At 63.7% G+C, this 17,165-nt stretch carries 15 protein-coding genes; 6 read left to right on the top strand and 9 right to left on the bottom strand.

The genetic code is table 11. The features are described 5' to 3' along the window. Both ACH438_RS18010 and ACH438_RS18015 read right to left on the bottom strand, forming a co-directional pair. Positions 1–519 (bottom strand): YbaB/EbfC family nucleoid-associated protein, encoded by a 519-nt coding sequence (locus ACH438_RS18010; RefSeq protein WP_397006473.1) that lies wholly within the window; start codon positions 517–519, stop codon positions 1–3. Between the two features lie 10 nt (positions 520–529). Then, a complete protein-coding gene (locus tag ACH438_RS18015) occupies positions 530–844 on the bottom strand; it encodes a hypothetical protein (RefSeq protein ID WP_397006475.1) in 315 nt (104 codons plus the stop codon). A gap of 165 nt (positions 845–1,009) precedes the next feature. Between ACH438_RS18015 and ACH438_RS18020 the strand changes: the two genes are divergently transcribed. The 4 genes from ACH438_RS18020 to ACH438_RS18035 all read left to right on the top strand — a co-directional run bounded on the left by ACH438_RS18020 (position 1,010) and on the right by ACH438_RS18035 (position 4,724). Beyond that, complete coding sequence (locus ACH438_RS18020) at positions 1,010–1,564, top strand: hypothetical protein (protein WP_397006477.1); 555 nt, start codon at positions 1,010–1,012, stop codon at positions 1,562–1,564. Between the two features lie 15 nt (positions 1,565–1,579). After that, a complete protein-coding gene (locus tag ACH438_RS18025) occupies positions 1,580–2,305 on the top strand; it encodes a DUF6882 domain-containing protein (RefSeq protein ID WP_397006478.1) in 726 nt (241 codons plus the stop codon). 71 nt (positions 2,306–2,376) lie between these two features. Beyond that, positions 2,377–3,945, top strand: a complete 1,569-nt coding sequence (locus tag ACH438_RS18030) for a hypothetical protein (protein ID WP_397006480.1) — start codon at positions 2,377–2,379, stop codon at positions 3,943–3,945. Further along, a complete protein-coding gene (locus ACH438_RS18035) occupies positions 3,942–4,724 on the top strand; it encodes an ESX secretion-associated protein EspG (RefSeq protein ID WP_397006482.1) in 783 nt (260 codons plus the stop codon). Before ACH438_RS18030 ends, ACH438_RS18035 begins: the two co-directional genes overlap by 4 nt. Here the strand turns inward: ACH438_RS18035 and ACH438_RS18040 are convergent, their stop codons facing one another. Both ACH438_RS18040 and ACH438_RS18045 read right to left on the bottom strand, forming a co-directional pair. Beyond that, the gene (locus tag ACH438_RS18040; protein WP_397006484.1) at positions 4,725–6,074 is read right to left on the bottom strand and encodes a hypothetical protein; all 1,350 of its coding nucleotides are present in this window, start codon (positions 6,072–6,074) and stop codon (positions 4,725–4,727) included. Further along, complete coding sequence (locus ACH438_RS18045; protein ID WP_397006486.1) at positions 6,071–7,132, bottom strand: DUF6585 family protein; 1,062 nt, start codon at positions 7,130–7,132, stop codon at positions 6,071–6,073. Before ACH438_RS18045 ends, ACH438_RS18040 begins: the two co-directional genes overlap by 4 nt. Before the next feature lie 207 nt (positions 7,133–7,339). Between ACH438_RS18045 and ACH438_RS18050 the strand changes: the two genes are divergently transcribed. Further along, positions 7,340–7,744 (top strand): hypothetical protein, encoded by a 405-nt coding sequence (locus tag ACH438_RS18050; protein WP_397006488.1) that lies wholly within the window; start codon positions 7,340–7,342, stop codon positions 7,742–7,744. A 120-nt stretch (positions 7,745–7,864) separates the two neighbouring features. Beyond that, positions 7,865–8,152: a hypothetical protein gene (locus ACH438_RS18055; RefSeq protein ID WP_397006490.1), complete on the top strand. Its 288-nt coding sequence runs from the start codon at positions 7,865–7,867 to the stop codon at positions 8,150–8,152. A gap of 81 nt (positions 8,153–8,233) precedes the next feature. On the opposite strand, the gene ACH438_RS18060 is transcribed toward ACH438_RS18055, so the two are convergent. The 5 genes from ACH438_RS18060 to ACH438_RS18080 all read right to left on the bottom strand — a co-directional run bounded on the left by ACH438_RS18060 (position 8,234) and on the right by ACH438_RS18080 (position 17,152). Then, positions 8,234–8,722, bottom strand: a complete 489-nt coding sequence (locus ACH438_RS18060) for an SMI1/KNR4 family protein (RefSeq protein WP_397006492.1) — start codon at positions 8,720–8,722, stop codon at positions 8,234–8,236. A 34-nt stretch (positions 8,723–8,756) separates the two neighbouring features. Further along, entirely contained in the window at positions 8,757–14,969 is a 6,213-nt protein-coding gene (locus ACH438_RS18065; protein WP_397006494.1) for a toxin glutamine deamidase domain-containing protein, read from the bottom strand. Between the two features lie 23 nt (positions 14,970–14,992). Further along, positions 14,993–15,505 carry a YbaB/EbfC family nucleoid-associated protein gene (locus ACH438_RS18070; RefSeq protein ID WP_397006496.1) on the bottom strand — a complete coding sequence of 171 codons (513 nt, stop codon included), beginning with the start codon at positions 15,503–15,505 and terminating at the stop codon, positions 14,993–14,995. A 67-nt stretch (positions 15,506–15,572) separates the two neighbouring features. Beyond that, positions 15,573–15,851 carry a hypothetical protein gene (locus tag ACH438_RS18075; protein ID WP_397006498.1) on the bottom strand — a complete coding sequence of 93 codons (279 nt, stop codon included), beginning with the start codon at positions 15,849–15,851 and terminating at the stop codon, positions 15,573–15,575. A gap of 140 nt (positions 15,852–15,991) precedes the next feature. Beyond that, the gene (locus tag ACH438_RS18080; protein WP_397006500.1) at positions 15,992–17,152 is read right to left on the bottom strand and encodes a hypothetical protein; all 1,161 of its coding nucleotides are present in this window, start codon (positions 17,150–17,152) and stop codon (positions 15,992–15,994) included. Positions 17,153–17,165: the final 13 nt, after the last annotated feature.

Below are 17,165 nucleotides of genomic sequence, written 5' to 3' on the forward strand. Positions count from 1 at the left end.
TCACCAGCCGGAGCTGGTGGCTCCCCGGTCGTTCTGCTCGGAGCTCCATTCCTCGTAGTCCACGGCATTGCGGAAGTCGGGCGCCGGCTCGGTGAGCCGTGCGAGCCGTTCGCGGGACTTGGGCGGTGCGAGCGAGGCGGGCTCGACGGTGGGCGCCGTCGCTTCCAGATCGGGCAATCCTTCGAAGAGCTCCGACAGTCTGGGCATGGCGGCGCGCTTGTCGCGCAAGGGCCGCAACAGCTCCTGGCCCTGTCGTCTCACCTGCTCGGCGGCCTGCTGTGCGGCGCTGGTCACCGCCTTGGCGATCTCTTCGTACGACAGCTCGTCGATATCGGAGCCGAACCGCGTCGCGATCACCACGCCGTCGGCGTTCACCGTGACCGTGACCCGCCCGCTCGCGGCGCTCGCGCTGGCGACGAGCTGTGTCCGCCGCCGCGACGCCTCCGCGATCTCCTGCATCTGCTGCGTGAGGCCTTCCAGAATGGCGGCCTTCGCGAATTCCCCTTGCTCCCTTACCATCTGGTGCCGCCTACCCGAAGCTGCCGGTGTTGCCGTGCTCCATGCCGGTGAGGTGTTGCGAGGACGTGCTCAATCCGTCCGCCAGATTCCCGAACGACGTCCCCAGATTGTCGGTCCCCGAAGTCAGGTTGTCGGCGCCGGTCACGAATCCCTTGGCCCCGTTGGCGAAGTTGCTCCCGAAACTGTCGTCGCCCCAGGCGGATTTCCCCGGCGCGACGGCCTGCCGCGCCGCATTCGCGATCGCCGTCAGCCGTGCCTGAATGTCCCCCGCGATGGTCGCGGCCGACTGCACCGCGGCCGGATCAGCGTTCAATCTCCCGGTCATCACATGCCCCTACCGAGTAGCTCCGAGCAACAACGCCGTGACCAGCACAGCAAAACCGACTGTCCCACAGCCGATCGGTGAACACAACATGAACGCGACACATCCGCCACCCGCCTGGCAAGATCAACCCCGACCGCGCTCGCGCCCCCGGCCGAAAGGAGTCCCATGCCCGACACCCTCCCGCTGGCCAGAACCAACGCCGAGGCCCGCCTCTACCTCACCCTCCAGCCCTGCCCCACCTGCGGCGAATCCCGTTGCCAATTCCGCAGCGCCGTCATAAACATCAACGGCGTCCTCGCCAGCCGCTACACCGGCCAATGCCCCACCTGCGCCACCCCTCGCCACTACGAATTCCTCCTCCCCGAAGAAATCCTCCCCCCACCCGCCGACTCCGTCCGCTTCGGCGCCACCGACCCCTCCCAACTCCTCGACCCAGGCGAATGGCTCTGGTACTCCGACATAGCCATCCGCCAAGCCCCCGCGGATCTGACAGGCCTGGACGACGCGGCCCGCCGCAAAGCCCGCCACGCTCTAGCCACCGCCCTGGCCGCCGTCGAGGAAACCCTGAAGTTCATCCCCGCAACCGAAGGCCGAATCCCCCACTCCGCCTTCACTTCCCAGCGTGGCTTGGACACCTACAGCCAAGAGCCCGGCCGCTTCACCCGCCCTCGCCTGGAAGCCCTCCGCGACACCTACGCGGCCGCCCTCAACCGTGAGTAGGCCAAGGTAGACAACATGTCTGACGCGATTGTCTTTGCCGACCTGATGGATGATGCGGCGTTGCTGTCGTATGAGCATCAGTTGCATCTGGCGGAGGTGCTGGGTGAGCATTCCTGGGATGTCGACCTGAACGAGGGCCGCTTCGCCTTCGAGACCGAGTTCGGGACGAAGGTGTGCACGGACTTCCATCTTCTGGGGTCGGCGGCGCCGGGGCCGAGTTCGTGGTTGTGGTCGTGGGCGAATCCCGCCGGGTATCCGGAGGAGGTGGTGGGGCTGGCGCGGTCGCTGCGGAACTTCGGGATCGCGCACGATATCGATGAGTTGGCCGATGAAGAGGTGCCGTTCGATGCCTTCTGGTTCGAGGAGCCGACTCCGGTTCTGGTGGCGGGCGCGATGATGGAGGCGTCCAAGGTGCTGAGCGGCCGTTGGACGAGTTACAGCGGCGGTGTGAATGCGGCGGGTACACGTGCCGCGTTCCTGGTGGAGCATCCGGACTTCCAGCTGCCGCCGCCGTCCGGGCCCCGGGTCATGCGAGTGCTCAATGCCGGTCTGGCCGAGATCGTGCTGCGGGATCACCGCCGTGCGCTGCACAGCTACCTCAGCCGGCGCGGGCTCAACCCAACCTTCACCGCGGACCTCGCGCACCTCACTTTCGACCATGCGGTCATCGGCGGAACGGTCGATTTCGACGAGTTCGGACGGGCTTCCGCGCTCAATGCGCGCCTGGGCCCCGGACAGTAGCGTGGGCGTCCGGTAGGCGTCGGATTGTCCGAATCGCTAGGCTGCGAACGGGATCCAGCAGGAGGGCAGCCGTGGGCGACGATGCGTTGACCGGGCTCGCGAGTGATGCGCGGGCCGGGGTTTCCTTCAATTCCGGTGCGGCGACGGTCATGGCGCAGCAATGCGCCGAGATGCTGCAGGTGGTGGAGTCGGCCATCGCGACCATGACCGCGCAGGATGATGTGCCGGCGTTGAACCAGCGGAATTCCGGGGCGCGGCTGGCGGATGCGTTCAATGCGGCGGCGAAGCAGCTGGTCGACAGCATCTTGCCCGGCCATCGGAGTGTGCTGACGGAGATGGGGGAGACGTTCGTCGCGGCCGGGGGGCTGTTCACGCACACCGACGCGGAGTCCGCACGGAATTTCACCCAGCAGCAGGTATCGGAGAAGTTCACCAGTATGGGTTCCGGCGGCGGGCAGTCCGGTCTGGCGGATTCGGCGGGCGGCCAGCCAGGGCTCGTATCACCCTCGAAATCCGTTGACCAGGTGCCACTTCCGGGATGGGGAGCGTCGCAATGGAGTGGGACCGATAACGGCTACTCCTGGTCCGGCACGGCCAAGAAGGATTACGGCAACCTGCTCGCCGGCACTCAGGAGCAGATCGACCTCGCGGGCATGACAGGCAAGAACGGCACCGTCATGCAGGGGACGTCGATCGTGCCGGAACCGGGTGTGCAGTACGAGTGGGACGACTTCCACAATCATTGGGAGTACATCAACGCCTCGAAGGTCCTCGACAAGCTCAGCTCCCGTGCGCAGGAATGGCACACGGCGGGACAGCATCTGGGCGCACAGCTGAGCGGTTTCTACGCGGCCGCCAACCGGTATCTCCAGGAGTATCAGGCCGGCGCCGCCGAGGATGTCTGGGCTTCGGAATCGGCGAAACTCGCCAAGACCGCGGTCAAGAAGTACCTCGAGAACGTGGGAACGCTGGTCAGCTCCGTCGAGATCATGAGCGCCAACCTCGCGTTCGCCGAAGGCTGGCTGAAGAAACTCCAGACCTTCCTCCCGCACACCGGCATTGCCGACACCTACGACACCGGCATCGGCGGTGGACTGCACCTTTCGCAGTCCGCGGTAGACCAGGCCCTGCGGGACCTGCGCCGGGCCTGGGACGACTGGTACGGCGAAGGCGTGAAGGACTCGAGCTCAGCGATTCCCGTCCTCCCGGACCCGAGTTCGACCATCGCGGGCCAACCGAAGGCTCCCACCCAGGACAAGCCCCCGACCCAGGAAAAGCCCGCCCCCGCGCCGACCGACACACGCCAATCACCGGACACGCACCCCGCACCGACAGTGGAAACCACCTACCACCCGCAAGCCGCCGAGCCGAGCACGACCGAGCCAAGCACCACGGACCCCAGCCAGACCGCACCCACCACGGAGAACCCGAGCACCCCCTCGACCGCCACCGACCCGATCACGTCGTCGGTCAACACACTCGTCCAGGAAGGCGCCAAGGCCGTCGAGTCGCTCGCCTCCCAGGGCTCGAACATGGTGCAGTCCATGGTCTCCGCTCTACAGGAGGCGGGTCTCCTCCCGAAGAACCCGCCACCCGATAACCAGAACCAGCCCCCCGCCGACTCTCAGGCGGACCAGTGACTTCCAACTGGCAGCTCAGCGAGGCGGAGTTCTACGTACTGTGGATGGACCAGCTGGGCGAAGATCTACCCGACCCTTTCATGTTCACCTCCGCGACTAGAACCGCCGAGGAATTCGAAGCCGAACTACGCGCCGCGCGAGAAACCCTGAGCCGCCGGTTCGACCGCGACTTCCGTACGGCCTTCGACACCATCTCCGACCCGGACCTCTACCTCACCGTCTACGGCTGGGACGAGCAGGCCCGCTGGACCGTGGGCCCGATGATCCGAGTCCGCGCCCTCCGAAAAGCCCGCAAAGGCTATGTAATACAACAACTTCCAGGCCCGACCCACTGGCGCCGCGGCGGCTACACAATCCATGAATGCGACCCCTACGACCTGGCCTCGGTCGTCGTGGCATCCCTACCGAGGGTCGACCGAGGCACCCGAGGCGATATCGAACTGGTAACCGACGAAGAAGACCTGGACCACGACTTCCGCCACTCCCGCATAGCAGCCGGCATAGAAACGGACGCCTCGAAAACCAAGGAATTCCTCACCGCCCCCGCCACCACCGCAGGCGAAATCCACATAGTCCAAGGCAAATCCGCCTACGGCCCCCGCGGCATCACCCACCACCTGATCCGCTACCGAGACCTCGCCGACGACGGCCGCTACGCCATCACCGAAAACCCCGCCCGAGCCCTCCCCGCCGACCCCGCCCGCCTGACCTCGATCCTCGACGACCGCATCGCGAAAGTCCTGCAAGCAATGGACGAGGAAGGCTTGGACGCCTGGTAATCAGGCACTCGTAATAACCCGAACCGCCGCCTGCCGAGCCGATTCATCCACCAGCCCCATCTGATACCCACGATCAGCAATGTGCCGCACCAGATCCGGCTCCGGCGGCACCCCATGCTTGATCAGATAATGCGGCACCGCCCCGGCCCACACCCACACCCCATCGGTCCGGAAGTTGAGCGGCACATCGCGCTCCCCCGGAACGAACTCATCCGCATCGAAACTGCGCGCCGCCAGCACTATTGGCGCAGATTCCAGGTAGGCGAGCAAGGCCGCCCGAATGTTCGGATTGAGTTGCGGGCGACTGACGGTGGGCCGACCGTTCTCATCGCGGCCGTCGTACACGCGGGCCATCCGAGGGGGCTGTGTCGCAAGCGGTTGCGGAGTTCCGAATGGAACACCCTGCGCGGCAAGGTGGCTCGGCTGCTGCGCGGCGGCCGCCATATGTCTTGGCTGCTGGACCGCTTGCGCACGAGGCGTTTCGAGATCAGCGACCAGACTGGCGACGACAGCGGCGAATGACAGCGGGATGGCCACGGCATACATCCAGCCGTCCTTCCCGATGTTGCCGATCTCCCCGACCTGGTAGCCGATCTTCCAGAAGATCGCTGTCAGCGCATCGGCCAGCGCTATTCCGAAAAGTGCTGCTGCGGTGACAGATCCGGTAATCCGCACCGCCCTGCTCCGTGACGCCAGACCTGCCAAGAGTGCGATTGCGACGCCGATCGTCGCCACACCGACGAGGATCAATACCATCCCGGCCAGGTAGAACGGGCGGCCATCGAAAAGGTGCTGCAGCCAGTCGCCGAGTGGAAAACCGAACTGACTCACCGTTGCCAGTGGAGCGAGGATGATCAGAATGCCCGCCGGTGCCAGAAATGCGCCCGCGATTCTGCTCGCGGCTCGCCCGCCGCCGATATGTGACACCCGCCCGCTCTCGCCCCGTGCCAACATGACCAGGGCGGCGATGGCGAGTAGATCGGCGAGCATATACGGCCAGAAACCAGCATCGGTTCGCATGCGAACGTATCCACCACCGGTGGCGAAGCCCGCTATCTGATCGACTTGGTCGGGAAACGTGGTGCCGAGTACTAAGCCCACCGAAAGAGTGCCGAGCCACGGCACGATTCGACTCCGAGACCCCTTTCCCGCAACCAGCAGGACTCCCGCAATGCCCGAAACTACGATGCACAGACCAGCTGCGACGACCCAGATCCGCGCAGCGAGGTCCCCGAAAATCAGCACAGTCCCGAGGAGAACCAGTACGGCAACGGCGATGAGTAACGCACCCGCCGCCCGCTGACCACCGGAGTTGCGCCCCGAAACGCCGCTCTGCACCGCGTGTGTCACTGCTGTACCCCCGAAAAGCGCTTGATCAGCGCATAGACCAAGTTGAAGTTCGAAACTGCCCGAATATCGGTCAGAATGGCGGGACGATTGTCAGCGGTCTTGACCAGCAGACTGCCCTTCGTGATCTCCAGTCCGGAGATCTCCGCCCACGGCACGACTGTGTTGCGCTGTCTTACCTCGTTGACATTCATGGAGATTTCGCGGAAGTCGAGTTGCCGCCCGGCCTGCAGAGCGGCCAAGGCGGCAGGCATCTGGTGCACGGCCACAGCTTCCTGGATCCGCGGCCCCCACTCCTCGGGCTTGGCCAGCCCTTCGCGCATTGCGAAGTGGTTACCTTCGACGTCCCGAAGCGTATAGGTCTGCGTAACCCGCCCGGTCCGCTGATTTTTGACCAAGTCCTGAATGACCTCGGCGGTCGCGTATCGGACCGTGCGAAGTCCGTTCCGGGAGAAGAAGATCAGTCCGTGCTCGAACAGCTCGAGCCGCACGCCTTCATTGCGATTACCGTAGTAGACCCCCTGAATCGTCGACATGACGATCGCCAGCCCGAGGATGATCGCGGGATACATGGCAGCCTCGATCAACTCGACATGAACAGCAAAGCCGACCACCGTAATCACCACCAGCACAACGAAAGCAAGCGACATCCGCTGAATCGCCCGCCAGTTCGCCGGAGTCGGCAGATAAACCGCAACGCGTTCCCCGAGCCCCGCTCGAGCGGATGCGTCAGCGATCGGCCGGTTTTCGGCGTCCTGCACAGATGACTGGCCCACGACTCCCCCTGAGGTCGAGTGATCAAAGCCCATCCACCGTAGCCGCACCGATGCCCTGCCGCCGCATGTGCGATGATCGCGATACGCCGGTGATAGGGGCCCGGCGAACGTTGTAGACGGAAGGCTGGGGGCTTGGCGCACAAACAATCTGGTGGAAAAGGCATCCTCAGCGTCCTGGGCGTCATCGTTTTCGGCGCTGTGATGCTCGCCATAGGTTTCGGCTCCGCCAACCAAGGGCCAGTATGCGCCGGCAGCGCAATGAAGTCCGGCGACGTATGCGTCCACTCAGGCGGCAAACAAAACAGCGCCAACGACGAAGAAGCCTCCGCCAAACGAACCGGCTACATCTGCGGCGGAGTAGGCGCCCTCTGCCTCCTGGGCGGCCTAGCAACCCTGATCGCCACCATCAGCACACGCTCAACCGAGTCCGCCAAACCCCAACCAGACCCAACCCTCCCACCCTGGCTCACCCAAGACAGCTGACCCTCACGAATGTCGATAGTCGCCTGGCAGTGGCCCCTGATCCTGGCCCTGATCCTCATCCGCCTGCTGGCCCCCGGCTGGCTGATCCTCATCACCCTAGGCACCCTCGGCCTCCCCATCGCCATAGTCTGCGGCCCACTCCTTCTAGCCGCGTCGCTCTCGACTCCCGAACAACATCCGCTGATCGAACTGGCCGACATCCTCCTCATAATTGCGGTCTTCACCCTCCCGGATGGCGGCGACGGCTCCGACCGCCACGTCCCCCTACTCACCCTGATCAAGTTCAGCCCTCGCATCGACGAGGACAACCCGATCTACAAGGCCCTGAAGGCCATTGGCCTGACGAGCATGCTGGCCTACGGGGGAGTGCTCCTACTCCTTTGGGCCGGAGTCTCAGAGGCTCACAACTGGTGATGTCCACTGAACTCGGGAGAGACACGCCATCACCGACGAGTCCGGCTGTCTTCGGCGCGATCGAGAGGCAAGAGTCATGTGTAATGCTGAGGGTCGGTTCGATCGAGGAGGTGACCGGGTATGCGGCGTGGCTATCCCACCAGGGAACAGTTGCAGAGCAGCTTCGAACGCGTTTTGTCGCAGGTTTTGGCCGGGGATGGACTTTCCAGCGAAACTGGGCTCGACGATGAAACCCAGGATGCGCTGCTAGCGATCGCTCGCGCCTACCCCAATGCTTCCGAGGAACTCGTCGAAGCTGCTCGTCACGCATTCGCTGGGCAGTTGGACGGCAGCAATACCAAGCGTTGGCGAGCGGAGTGGGAACGTGACATCAAAGAGCGTGAAGAGCGATCGAAGCGCACACAGTAGGCGTGCACGAACGAGTGGCTGAAGACGAGACACATCGGTATCGAAACGCACTACTGGCCGAACCTCTGACGCCACTGTCAGCTAGGAAAATCCGAGATCCCGCCGAAGTTCCACCACGCGGGGCAGGAATTCTACCAACTCATTCAGCCAGCCTGTGAAGGTTACCTTACTTCGCTGTGGTGGTTTGTCGCCCTCGTAGATCCAGAAATTCGGATCATCTGCCTCGAGATCTTCGGCAGCGAAATATTGGAATATGTAACCTTGGTGGGTCTGGAAAACAAAGGAATCCGAGAACTGTTCGAAGGTTCCCTCATAATCCTCGACAACAATCTCGCGAGCAGTTTCCTTGGCCTCGAGTAGCCAGTTGAAATCCCATTCGCCATTGCGGCTGAGCCAGTACGGGTCTTTTCCGCCATAAGTTAAGAACTCGCGGTATGAACCAGGCAGGGTGGTAACACCCTGAGCTCTCATCAGCTCCTCGATCTCGGCGTCGGTGCAGCCTCGCACGGCCTGCGGTGTCACCAAGCCGGATTGAATCACAGGCTGGAAGAGCTCGTTCATCGACGCCATCTCGCAATCCTCTCCTGGTTGTTCGTTGTTGCCCTTATACCGGTCTCAGCGTAGGTCGGTCCTTGACGACGGGCGGATACGGAGTCACGTATACGACTTCGAGACCGATCCCGGGGTACATGCGGTGGAACTTGTCGATCACGGCGGCACATGAGTCACACGGCGATTGTTCGGAGAACAGGAGGATTTTCCCGCTCGCTGTGCTGACACCCTCCGAGTTGAGGGGATGGTCTCGCAGAACTGTGTCGATGAGGTGTTCGAGCATGTTGTTCTCTGCGTCGTTCGATCGGAAGCTGCTCGAGGGCAAGCCGTCTGGAGTGAGTCGGTTCTCCTGGACCGGTGGGGCAATCGGCGGCACTTGGCTACCGCGGGGTGCGTTCGCAGCCACGTTCTTCTGGCCGCTGAACCCTGCAAATGCTCCGGATTCGCCGCCGATGTGGAATTCGAGAGCTCCGCCCATAGTTTTCCACCCCACCCCTGTGAGCTGGCGCGCGGCGCTATGCAGCTCGATCAGGTGCTGAATGTCCTGATCGCTCACATCGACTTGGCGGACGATCACTTCCGGATTGTGGGGATGTTCATCCTCATGCCGGGACCGGTAGTAGTGCTCGGTATCGGGGCGAACCTCGGTCTCGTGAGTACGTGGCAGGAGGGTGTCGTGGTTCTGCCCCAGATAGTTCGCAAGCTCCGGATCGTGCGATTTCAGCAACTCCCAGGCGGCGTGGGTGGTTCTGGGGTCACGTAAGCCGGCCTGATCCAGCACATTTGCGTAACGGGTGCGGAGGTCCGGAAGCTCCGGCGCTCTGACCGGATCCGAAAGCGCGTGCGCAATTCTTGTGACGGCTTCGCGCAACATTGGCGCGTAGTGGGCTGGGGGGAGGGCGGCAACCTGTTCGTTTCGTGGGTCGGGTGCCGCAACAGCGTGGTCCTGCTCGTTCGCTCGGGTTGCGACCGGTACTGGGGGAACGTCATCGTGGGGCGCCGGCAGTAGATGACGGGCGCTGTCGTTGAGGTACTCGGCTAGGGCTGGGTCGTGTTCGTGGAGCAGTTGCCAAGTCGGGGTTGCAGTTTCGGGGTTGCGGAGGCCGAGATCATCGAATTTGTCGGCGTACTGCTGGCGCAGATCAGCCAGTTCGTCGGTTCTGGCTGGATCGCTATAGGCGTGAAAAATCTCGGTCGCTCGTGTGCGAAGGTCCTCGAATCCATCTCGCAGCTCCCGAGGCCGAGTCGTGGAGTGGGGCACGGTATCCGGATGCTCTGGCCCCGAGGTCCCAGTGTCCGGCTCTGGGCCCGAGCGGACCGAGCCCTCCTCGGTCGTTGGAAGGTGTGTGGAGTCAGCAGATTTCGTGATGGAGTGTTCCGATATGTCAGGGCCGCTGGGCCGCGCGATCATGTCGTCGGGCAGGCGGGTGAAGCCGTTCGGCCTGACGCTGTGTGCTTCGGCATTGTCGAGGAGGTGCCAATACAGCACTTTGGCGGGCTCGGTCGCGCCTTCACCGTTCAACTCGACGTCGGTGAAAGCCTCGGCCAAGGCCTCAGCAGGATTGAATCGGCCGTCTTCGCGGAAGCTGTATCCGCTGAGCTGGCGGACCCACTTCTCGAACGCATCCATGTCTACTTCGCTGCGGGTGGACGTGTAGTAGTCCAGCAAGGCTCGGCCGGCAGTTTTTCCTGCGTGTTGTTGGCCTTCGAAGTAGATGGAGTGGCCGAACTCGTGCACTAGCGTCGAATGGATCGGGCGTTCGTCAGAACCTGCTACCAGGTGCCCGCCGGCCACGTCCTCCGCCGAATCGCGGGCCATCCCCTCGGGGTCCAGGGCATGGAGTTCGTTCAAAACGAGCATCCTGGTGGATATCTGGCCATCCGGGCTGATATTCCGGACCGCTTCGGCGTAGTACTCATCCGACATCGGTTCGATGACGACGCGCGGCAGATCCACATCCGGATACCGGGTCAGCAGGTCATCGACGGCACGAGCGAACTCGCGCACGACTTCTGGGTGGAACCCAGGGTTGTCGAAACCGACTGTCTCGACCCCCCAACGGCGCAAGAGCTCCTCCGAGACCTCTCGCGCGTCCATCCGTGACCAGTCGTCGTCGGGACGCGGAGACCACTTGCTGTAGTCCGGCGAGGCATCATCGGTAGTCGGGCTCTCGAGCCGATGACCTTCGCTGTGCAACTCCGGGTGCTCGACGTCCGTCGCCGTACGATTTGCGAGATCCGGTTTGTTGGCCTCTTCGTTGTGAGGCGTGACCGGAAGGTTCTCCTGCTCATAGGTGCTCGTGCGGACAGGAGCCGATTCGTCTGCCGGCCAGACCGCCTTCTCGGTTGCGTTTTCCGAATCAGATCGTTCTAATACTCGCTCGTCAGGTGTTCCGGCCAGATTCCGTTCTGCCGGCCGATCTTCACCGCGCGTATCGCCTGGGTGGCCTGTTCCGGGAGTCCGGTCAGGCTCGTGCGGGCGCGCAGGGTTTCCTTGGCCATGGTCAGTTGGAATTCCGTGGTCGGTTCCGGTGGGTCGGTCAGGGAGGTCGGGGTTACGAGGTACTCGACCTCTGTTGGGCTCTGGCTGGTCTGCTGGATGTTCAGCTTCCACCGATGCGGGTAGATCTGTGGGCCGGGGATCGGCTTGCCGGTCCGAATCGCCGCGTCGTACATCTCGCCCCAGGTCAGAGGGTGCATCGCGCTGCCGTGGCTCGTGACCACTCCGGTCGTGGAGTTCACTATCAGGCAGCCTCCCGTCCCCGGTGTCGTGGCTGCTCGGGCCGACTCGTCCGGTGTCAGGATCGTCCAGCAGACCCAGGCGTGTTCGGTCTGCTTCAGGCCGATCTCTCGATTCTGCGGAATGATCCGGGCCTGCCGTAGGTACTGTTCCACCTGTTCCCTGGTGTGCAACTCCTGCACCGTTGATGCCTCCGTTCGGGTCGACTTCTATGAAAGACAGCGAAGCCGACTCATCGACCATCCACGCCGGTGGCGTGTCCGACATCAGCTTCGCCTGCGGATCCCACCACACCGGACCTGACGCGCCGCGCGGATAGACGACTACCGTCGCGTGTGACCCGTTGATGACCGGATTTCCGTAGGCGTCGAACTGTTGTGTTCCGTCTGCGTTGAGAGCTTTCCATGTGTTGTGGACAAGCGCGGCAGAGAGCTCGCCCTGTTGGCTGAGATGGTTGTGTAGCCAGGCAAACTGGTCGGATACGGTCACTCCGCTGTTTGGGTGCCAGCTCAGTTCTTGGCTTCCCAGCCAGGACTCCGCTCGTTGTATACCGCCTGCTTCGCCTTGATTATTGAATGATCCGTCGGGGAGCAAGTCCTCGAAGCGCGGGAGGCCAACTCGAGGATCGCCGTAGAAGGACGACAAAGCGGAGAGACTCAGGTCCAGACAGTTGAAACTGCGCACATCCGTATGTGCGCCACCGTCGTTGATGAGCTCGCCGTAGGGATTTGTCCGCGGATCAGCGCCGACCAGGAAGCGATCGCCGTCGCGCAATGCGTCCTCGACATCCCACTGGTATTGCTCCAGTTCCAGGTCGCCCAATCGATCAGGGCCGATTGTTCGTGTCCCGGGGAGACCGGTCAGGCGATTGTCTGTGTTGGCGAGGGCAATGTCATTGCTGATGTGACGGAGGTCGATGTCCGTCAGCGGGTGGTCGTCCTTTGGCAGACCCAAGTGTTCGCGCAGCTTCTCGGCGAGGGCATCCGATGGTGTGTCACGGTTCCAGACGTGCGGATCCGTCGCCTCGTGTGGCGCGCTCACGGACACCTTCAAATGCGCGGCTGCCGGATCGTCGACGAATTCGAGCTCGACCCTGAGGTGGTCTCCGCTCAGCAGCCGATCGCCGTTGTTGAAGATGCGATCCGTGGTGTTGTGGAGTCTGTCGGTGATCTCGTGCAGGTCGGCGGTCGGGGCGCTCCCGACCTCGTCGAGGTGCACCTTGACGGTGAGTGTGGTGAGCTTCTCGTCGGGCTCGTAGCTGAAGCGGCGGGCCTCGTAAAGTGTTGGTGCAGTGTTCGATCCATCGTCGCGCGGGGTGACGTCAGTGGGCTTGGCGCCTTCTGCGTTCTGATCCCGGTAGAAGTCTTCGAACTCGGCTTTCGACTTGGCGAGCGCGGGGTCGGACTCGACACCCGTTGCCCGGTCGATGCGGTGTCGAATCTCCAACGGATGTGCGGCTGCTGGGTCCAACGGTGTGGTGAAGACCGGCACCGGTCCGTCCGGAGTGGAATTGTCGTGCTCGGACGGCCGATTCGGACCGTCGGCATTCGGATCGGTTCCGTGCGAGTGATTTTCGTTGCCGAGGGGATGGGTGCCGGGATCCTGATCCGACTTCCTCATGGCGTCGGCCGGGCCCGCCCGATCAGGGACCGATGTGGTCTTGGGCAGGTCTGCCCGCGGCTTGGCGTCGTCCAGGTTCTGCCGAGTGGGGGTGCCGCCGTCCGGTATCGGCGCTGTGCGCGCGGGTGCATTGTCCGGCTGCGGAGTATCTGTCAGAGCTGGGTTGGCCTCCGCAAGGCGTGCCGCCGGCTGCAGCGTCGTCGGCTCGGCGCTGGTGGGTCGAACCTCAGGCCCCGTTGTAACAGTTGGTGTTTCGGGTGCTCGCACTGCGAGGTCGGGGACACGTTCTGTCAGATGTGGCGGCTCGGCGTTGACCGGCCGGACCTCCGGTGCGGTGCGGACCTCGGGCGCCCGCGCTGCTGGGCCGGGGGCGGGCTTGTCCTGGGTGCTTGCAACCAGATTCGCCCGCTGCTCACTGGGTGCGCCGGCAGCCGCACGCGACGGACTGTCGATTGTCGGGCGTGCCGGCCCGCCGTCCTTGAGAGCAGCCGGCGCGGCGGCGCGGTCGACCGGCGTCGCCGGTCTTGTCTGGGTGTCCGGGGCCCTGCCGGTTTCAGCGGGTTTCGCGGTGTCCGCTGCCGGTCGGGCTGCGTCGCCGACGCGGGTATCGGCGTTCGGCTGATGGGTCTGCGCAGCCGGCGCGGTTGTCGCGCCGTTATTCGAAAGGTGCGTCTCGGCAGGAGGATCCGAGTGCACATCGGTTTGGTGGACGGCATTCTGCAGCTGCGGAACGCCGGGCCTCTCCACCGTTGCAGGGCCGCTGTTGACCACTTCCTTGGGTGCCGAGTCGAGGGTTGCGGCCTGGGTCGCAGCGGGATGTTCGGTCAGTCCGTGGTCGGCACCGCCCATGGTGCCCATCGCGAGCCCGCCGATGAGCAACTGCGGGCTGAAGCTCTTGTTGACCTTGTTCCAGTCGCCCTTGTTGTCGTAGAGCTGGGTTCCGAGGCCGGCGCCGTACATACCGAGCGCACCCGTGATGCCGCCTGTTCCACCGGTCAGGGTGCCGCCCAACCACTTCGGGAGAGTGCTGTCCTTTAGCTTCGCGGCCATGAGGTCGTGCCCGGGTCCGCCGAGCCCGCCGCCGACGCCCCACTGAATGGCGGTTTGGAAGGTCTGCTTCAGGTCGAAGCCGTCATCGCGGTGGCCCTCCATGATCTGGGCTAGCTGAGTGCCGGCGTCGAGCCCGGCACCCATTGCTCCGCCTTTGAGGGCGGCGACTGTGTAGCGAACCAGTGGTCCGCGCTCGAGTATGGATTGGTTCAGCGCCCCCCATTTATCGCCGGCCGCAGTGAGCTTCTCACCGAGGGGAGCGAGCCTCTCGCCAAGAGGAGCGATTCGCTCGCCCAGTGGGACGATGATCTCGCGAATCAGCGGTGACGCCAGGGTTTTCAGCCCTGATTCTGCCACGATTGCGCTGATCCGCTCGAGGACCTCCGCCGCGAACTTGGCGAGCGCTGCCCGCGCCGTCGCGAGAACGGCGGGGACCGCGGCCGACCCCCACAGAGACGACATCAGCGAAACAACCGTCCACAGCGTCATGACTGCGAAGATCTCCGACTGGATCTTTGCGTACTCGATTTCCGTTGCGGTGGAACGGGCGTCGTGACCGAGACTTTGCAAGCTCTCGATGAGCTTCGGGATGGAATGAACGTCGTTGGCGTCGAAGAGCGTGGAGAACTCTTTGGACACGGCGACCCCGCCATCGCCGACGTAGTACTGGGGGACCTGGTTGGTGACACTCTTCAACGCCGGTTCGAGTTTCTCGAGTTCGGCTGCCGCATGTTTCCACGCGTCACCGAGCGCGAACAGGTCGTCCGCATTGCCCTTCGGGTATGCCGCCCCGAAGTTGAGTCCCTGCATCAGCCAGCCGGGTAAAGCGTCTCCGGCCGCGGTTGTCCACCCCATACGTGGTCCTGTGCGCCGCTAGCTCACCACTTCGGGGCAGCGATCGAGGATCGGCCGGGATCGTCGTGGTTCCATTCCTCGACGTTGGTGAAGCGCACTGCTCCCTCATGTTCTGGTGCTGTGCGCTCAGGGGAACCCGGCGGTGTAGTCGACACCGCCGGCGGTGTCGGCATCATGGCCTGAATATCCGGCATGACTGGAAAGAACTCCGACAGAGCTGGGATGCGCGACTGCTCTTCCTGAGCTGCGTCCAGGATCTTCTGCGCCTTCTGCTGGACCTGGGCCGCGGCATCCTGCGTTGCCGCGGTGACGGCCGCGGCGATCTCGGAGTACGTGAGATCGTTGATGTCATCGGAGAATTCGGTCTTGATCACAATGCAGTCGGCATTCACCGTAATAGTGACTCGTCGCCCAGCCGCCTGCGCGGTCGCGGTGAGCTGTGCCCGTTCCTGCTGCGCGCGGGCAATGGATGCGATGCCGCCCTGCACCAGCTCGACCAATTCGGCCAGCTGCCCTTTGGCTGCTTCGTTCGCCATGTGATTCTCCTCCCCAGCCCACGAGGCGACCGCGACGGGCACTGCGCGCGTGGGCCCTTAAGTCTGGTCAGTTGGTCTTGAACCCGTCAGCGTTGTCCTTCTCGGTCTGCTCGAGCTTGGTCGCGCCGTCGTTCAGACCCTTCGAATACGAGCGCAACCGCGCTGTCACCGAGGTGATCGTGTTCTCCAGGATGGGCTGACGCTTGTCGTAACCGTTGTCTCCACCGGAGAACCGGTCGCCATACTCGTCGTTGCCCCACGAGCCTTTTCCGGCTTCCACTGCCGCGTCGAGCGCGTTCTTGATGACGTCGAGCGCGGCTGCCTGGTCGTCGAGACCAGTTGCCACTGAACGCATTCCAGCGACCTCGACTTTTACGACTTCTGCCATGGTCAACCCCCCGGTAACGATGATCGGAGCAAATTCTCGATGATCATATACGGGGCGCGGCATCGATGACGATGACAGCCGGGCCAATAGCCTTGCACCTATTCGGGTGTGACAAGGCCTGCCAACATCAACTGGTAGTAGGCATCGTCGAAATCGGCCTCCGCGCCGCCGAGTATCGGCGCGGTGAACGACCGGGTCAGGGTGCCTGCTTCGGCTGAGGCAACCAAGGCTGTCGCCGCGTCCTCGCGAACCTGCACATTCAGTTGGGTGATCGCGTCGACGGCGCTTCTGCTGGTCCAGACGCCCGGCAGCGCGGGATGCAGTTCGGTGGCAGCGGGCGACTCCCCACAGCGCCATGACGCACCATCCCACCAATAGCAAAATGACAGCAAGCCGTTCGCCGCACGCGGATTCAGTACAGGATCGGCAACCCAGTCCGGTGCGCCCCGATACAGCTGCGGCAGGTCGACGTGGTCGTTGTAAGCGGCGTCGAGCCTCGGGTCGTTCCACAGGCCACCGGACAGGACGGCGCGCCCGTGCGAGAGCAGGTGAAGCGTGCATCCACTACGCGAGGATCCCTCGAACCAGCCGAGGGCGGTCGTGACGCGGGGGCCCAACGGTGATCGGGCGGCCACGAATCCGGCCGCGATTGCAGCCCAGCGGGCCCACATCAAAGGTAGTGGAGGAAGACCGGTCTCGACCCGTGACCCAAATGCGCCAATGCTCGCGCCGGAAGCGGCGGCAACCCTGGGCGTGCGTGTCTGCCGATTGGCATGGCCCATGTAGGCCGCCAACCAAACCGGCACCCGTTTGCGCGGGTACGCCTGGAGATCCGCCAGATACGCTTCCGCCGGAAACAAATGCTGTTCGGGGAACGGATCCGAGCCGTAGTCGTATTCGATCCGTGCCGGCTCGGACCGGGATACCGAGGCAAGAACTCGCCACCACGGACCGTCCTCGGATTCGGCCGCCGAATGCCGAAGTTCCCGAAGCAACTCGACCGCTCGGGCCGACAGCGGCATCGGAACGGCATGCTGCCCATCCGACACTATGACTCGAGCTGCCTCGTCGCTCACCGTCATGGCGATGGCCGCATCCAGCCGATTCCAGCCCACCGGCAACATAGCGACAAGCTCATCGGAGACCAGTTCGATCAATGAACTTGACTCAGTTGCGCTCTCGGGCGAGGGCTGCGCGGCCGGCTCGGCCATCGCGAAGGCCATGTCCGGCGATTCGGTGATCGAATTGTCCTGATTCACGTCGTCCTCGTAT

Origin of the sequence: Nocardia sp. NPDC020380 (genome assembly GCF_044386975.1) — a bacterium.
Classification (GTDB): domain Bacteria; phylum Actinomycetota; class Actinomycetes; order Mycobacteriales; family Mycobacteriaceae; genus Nocardia.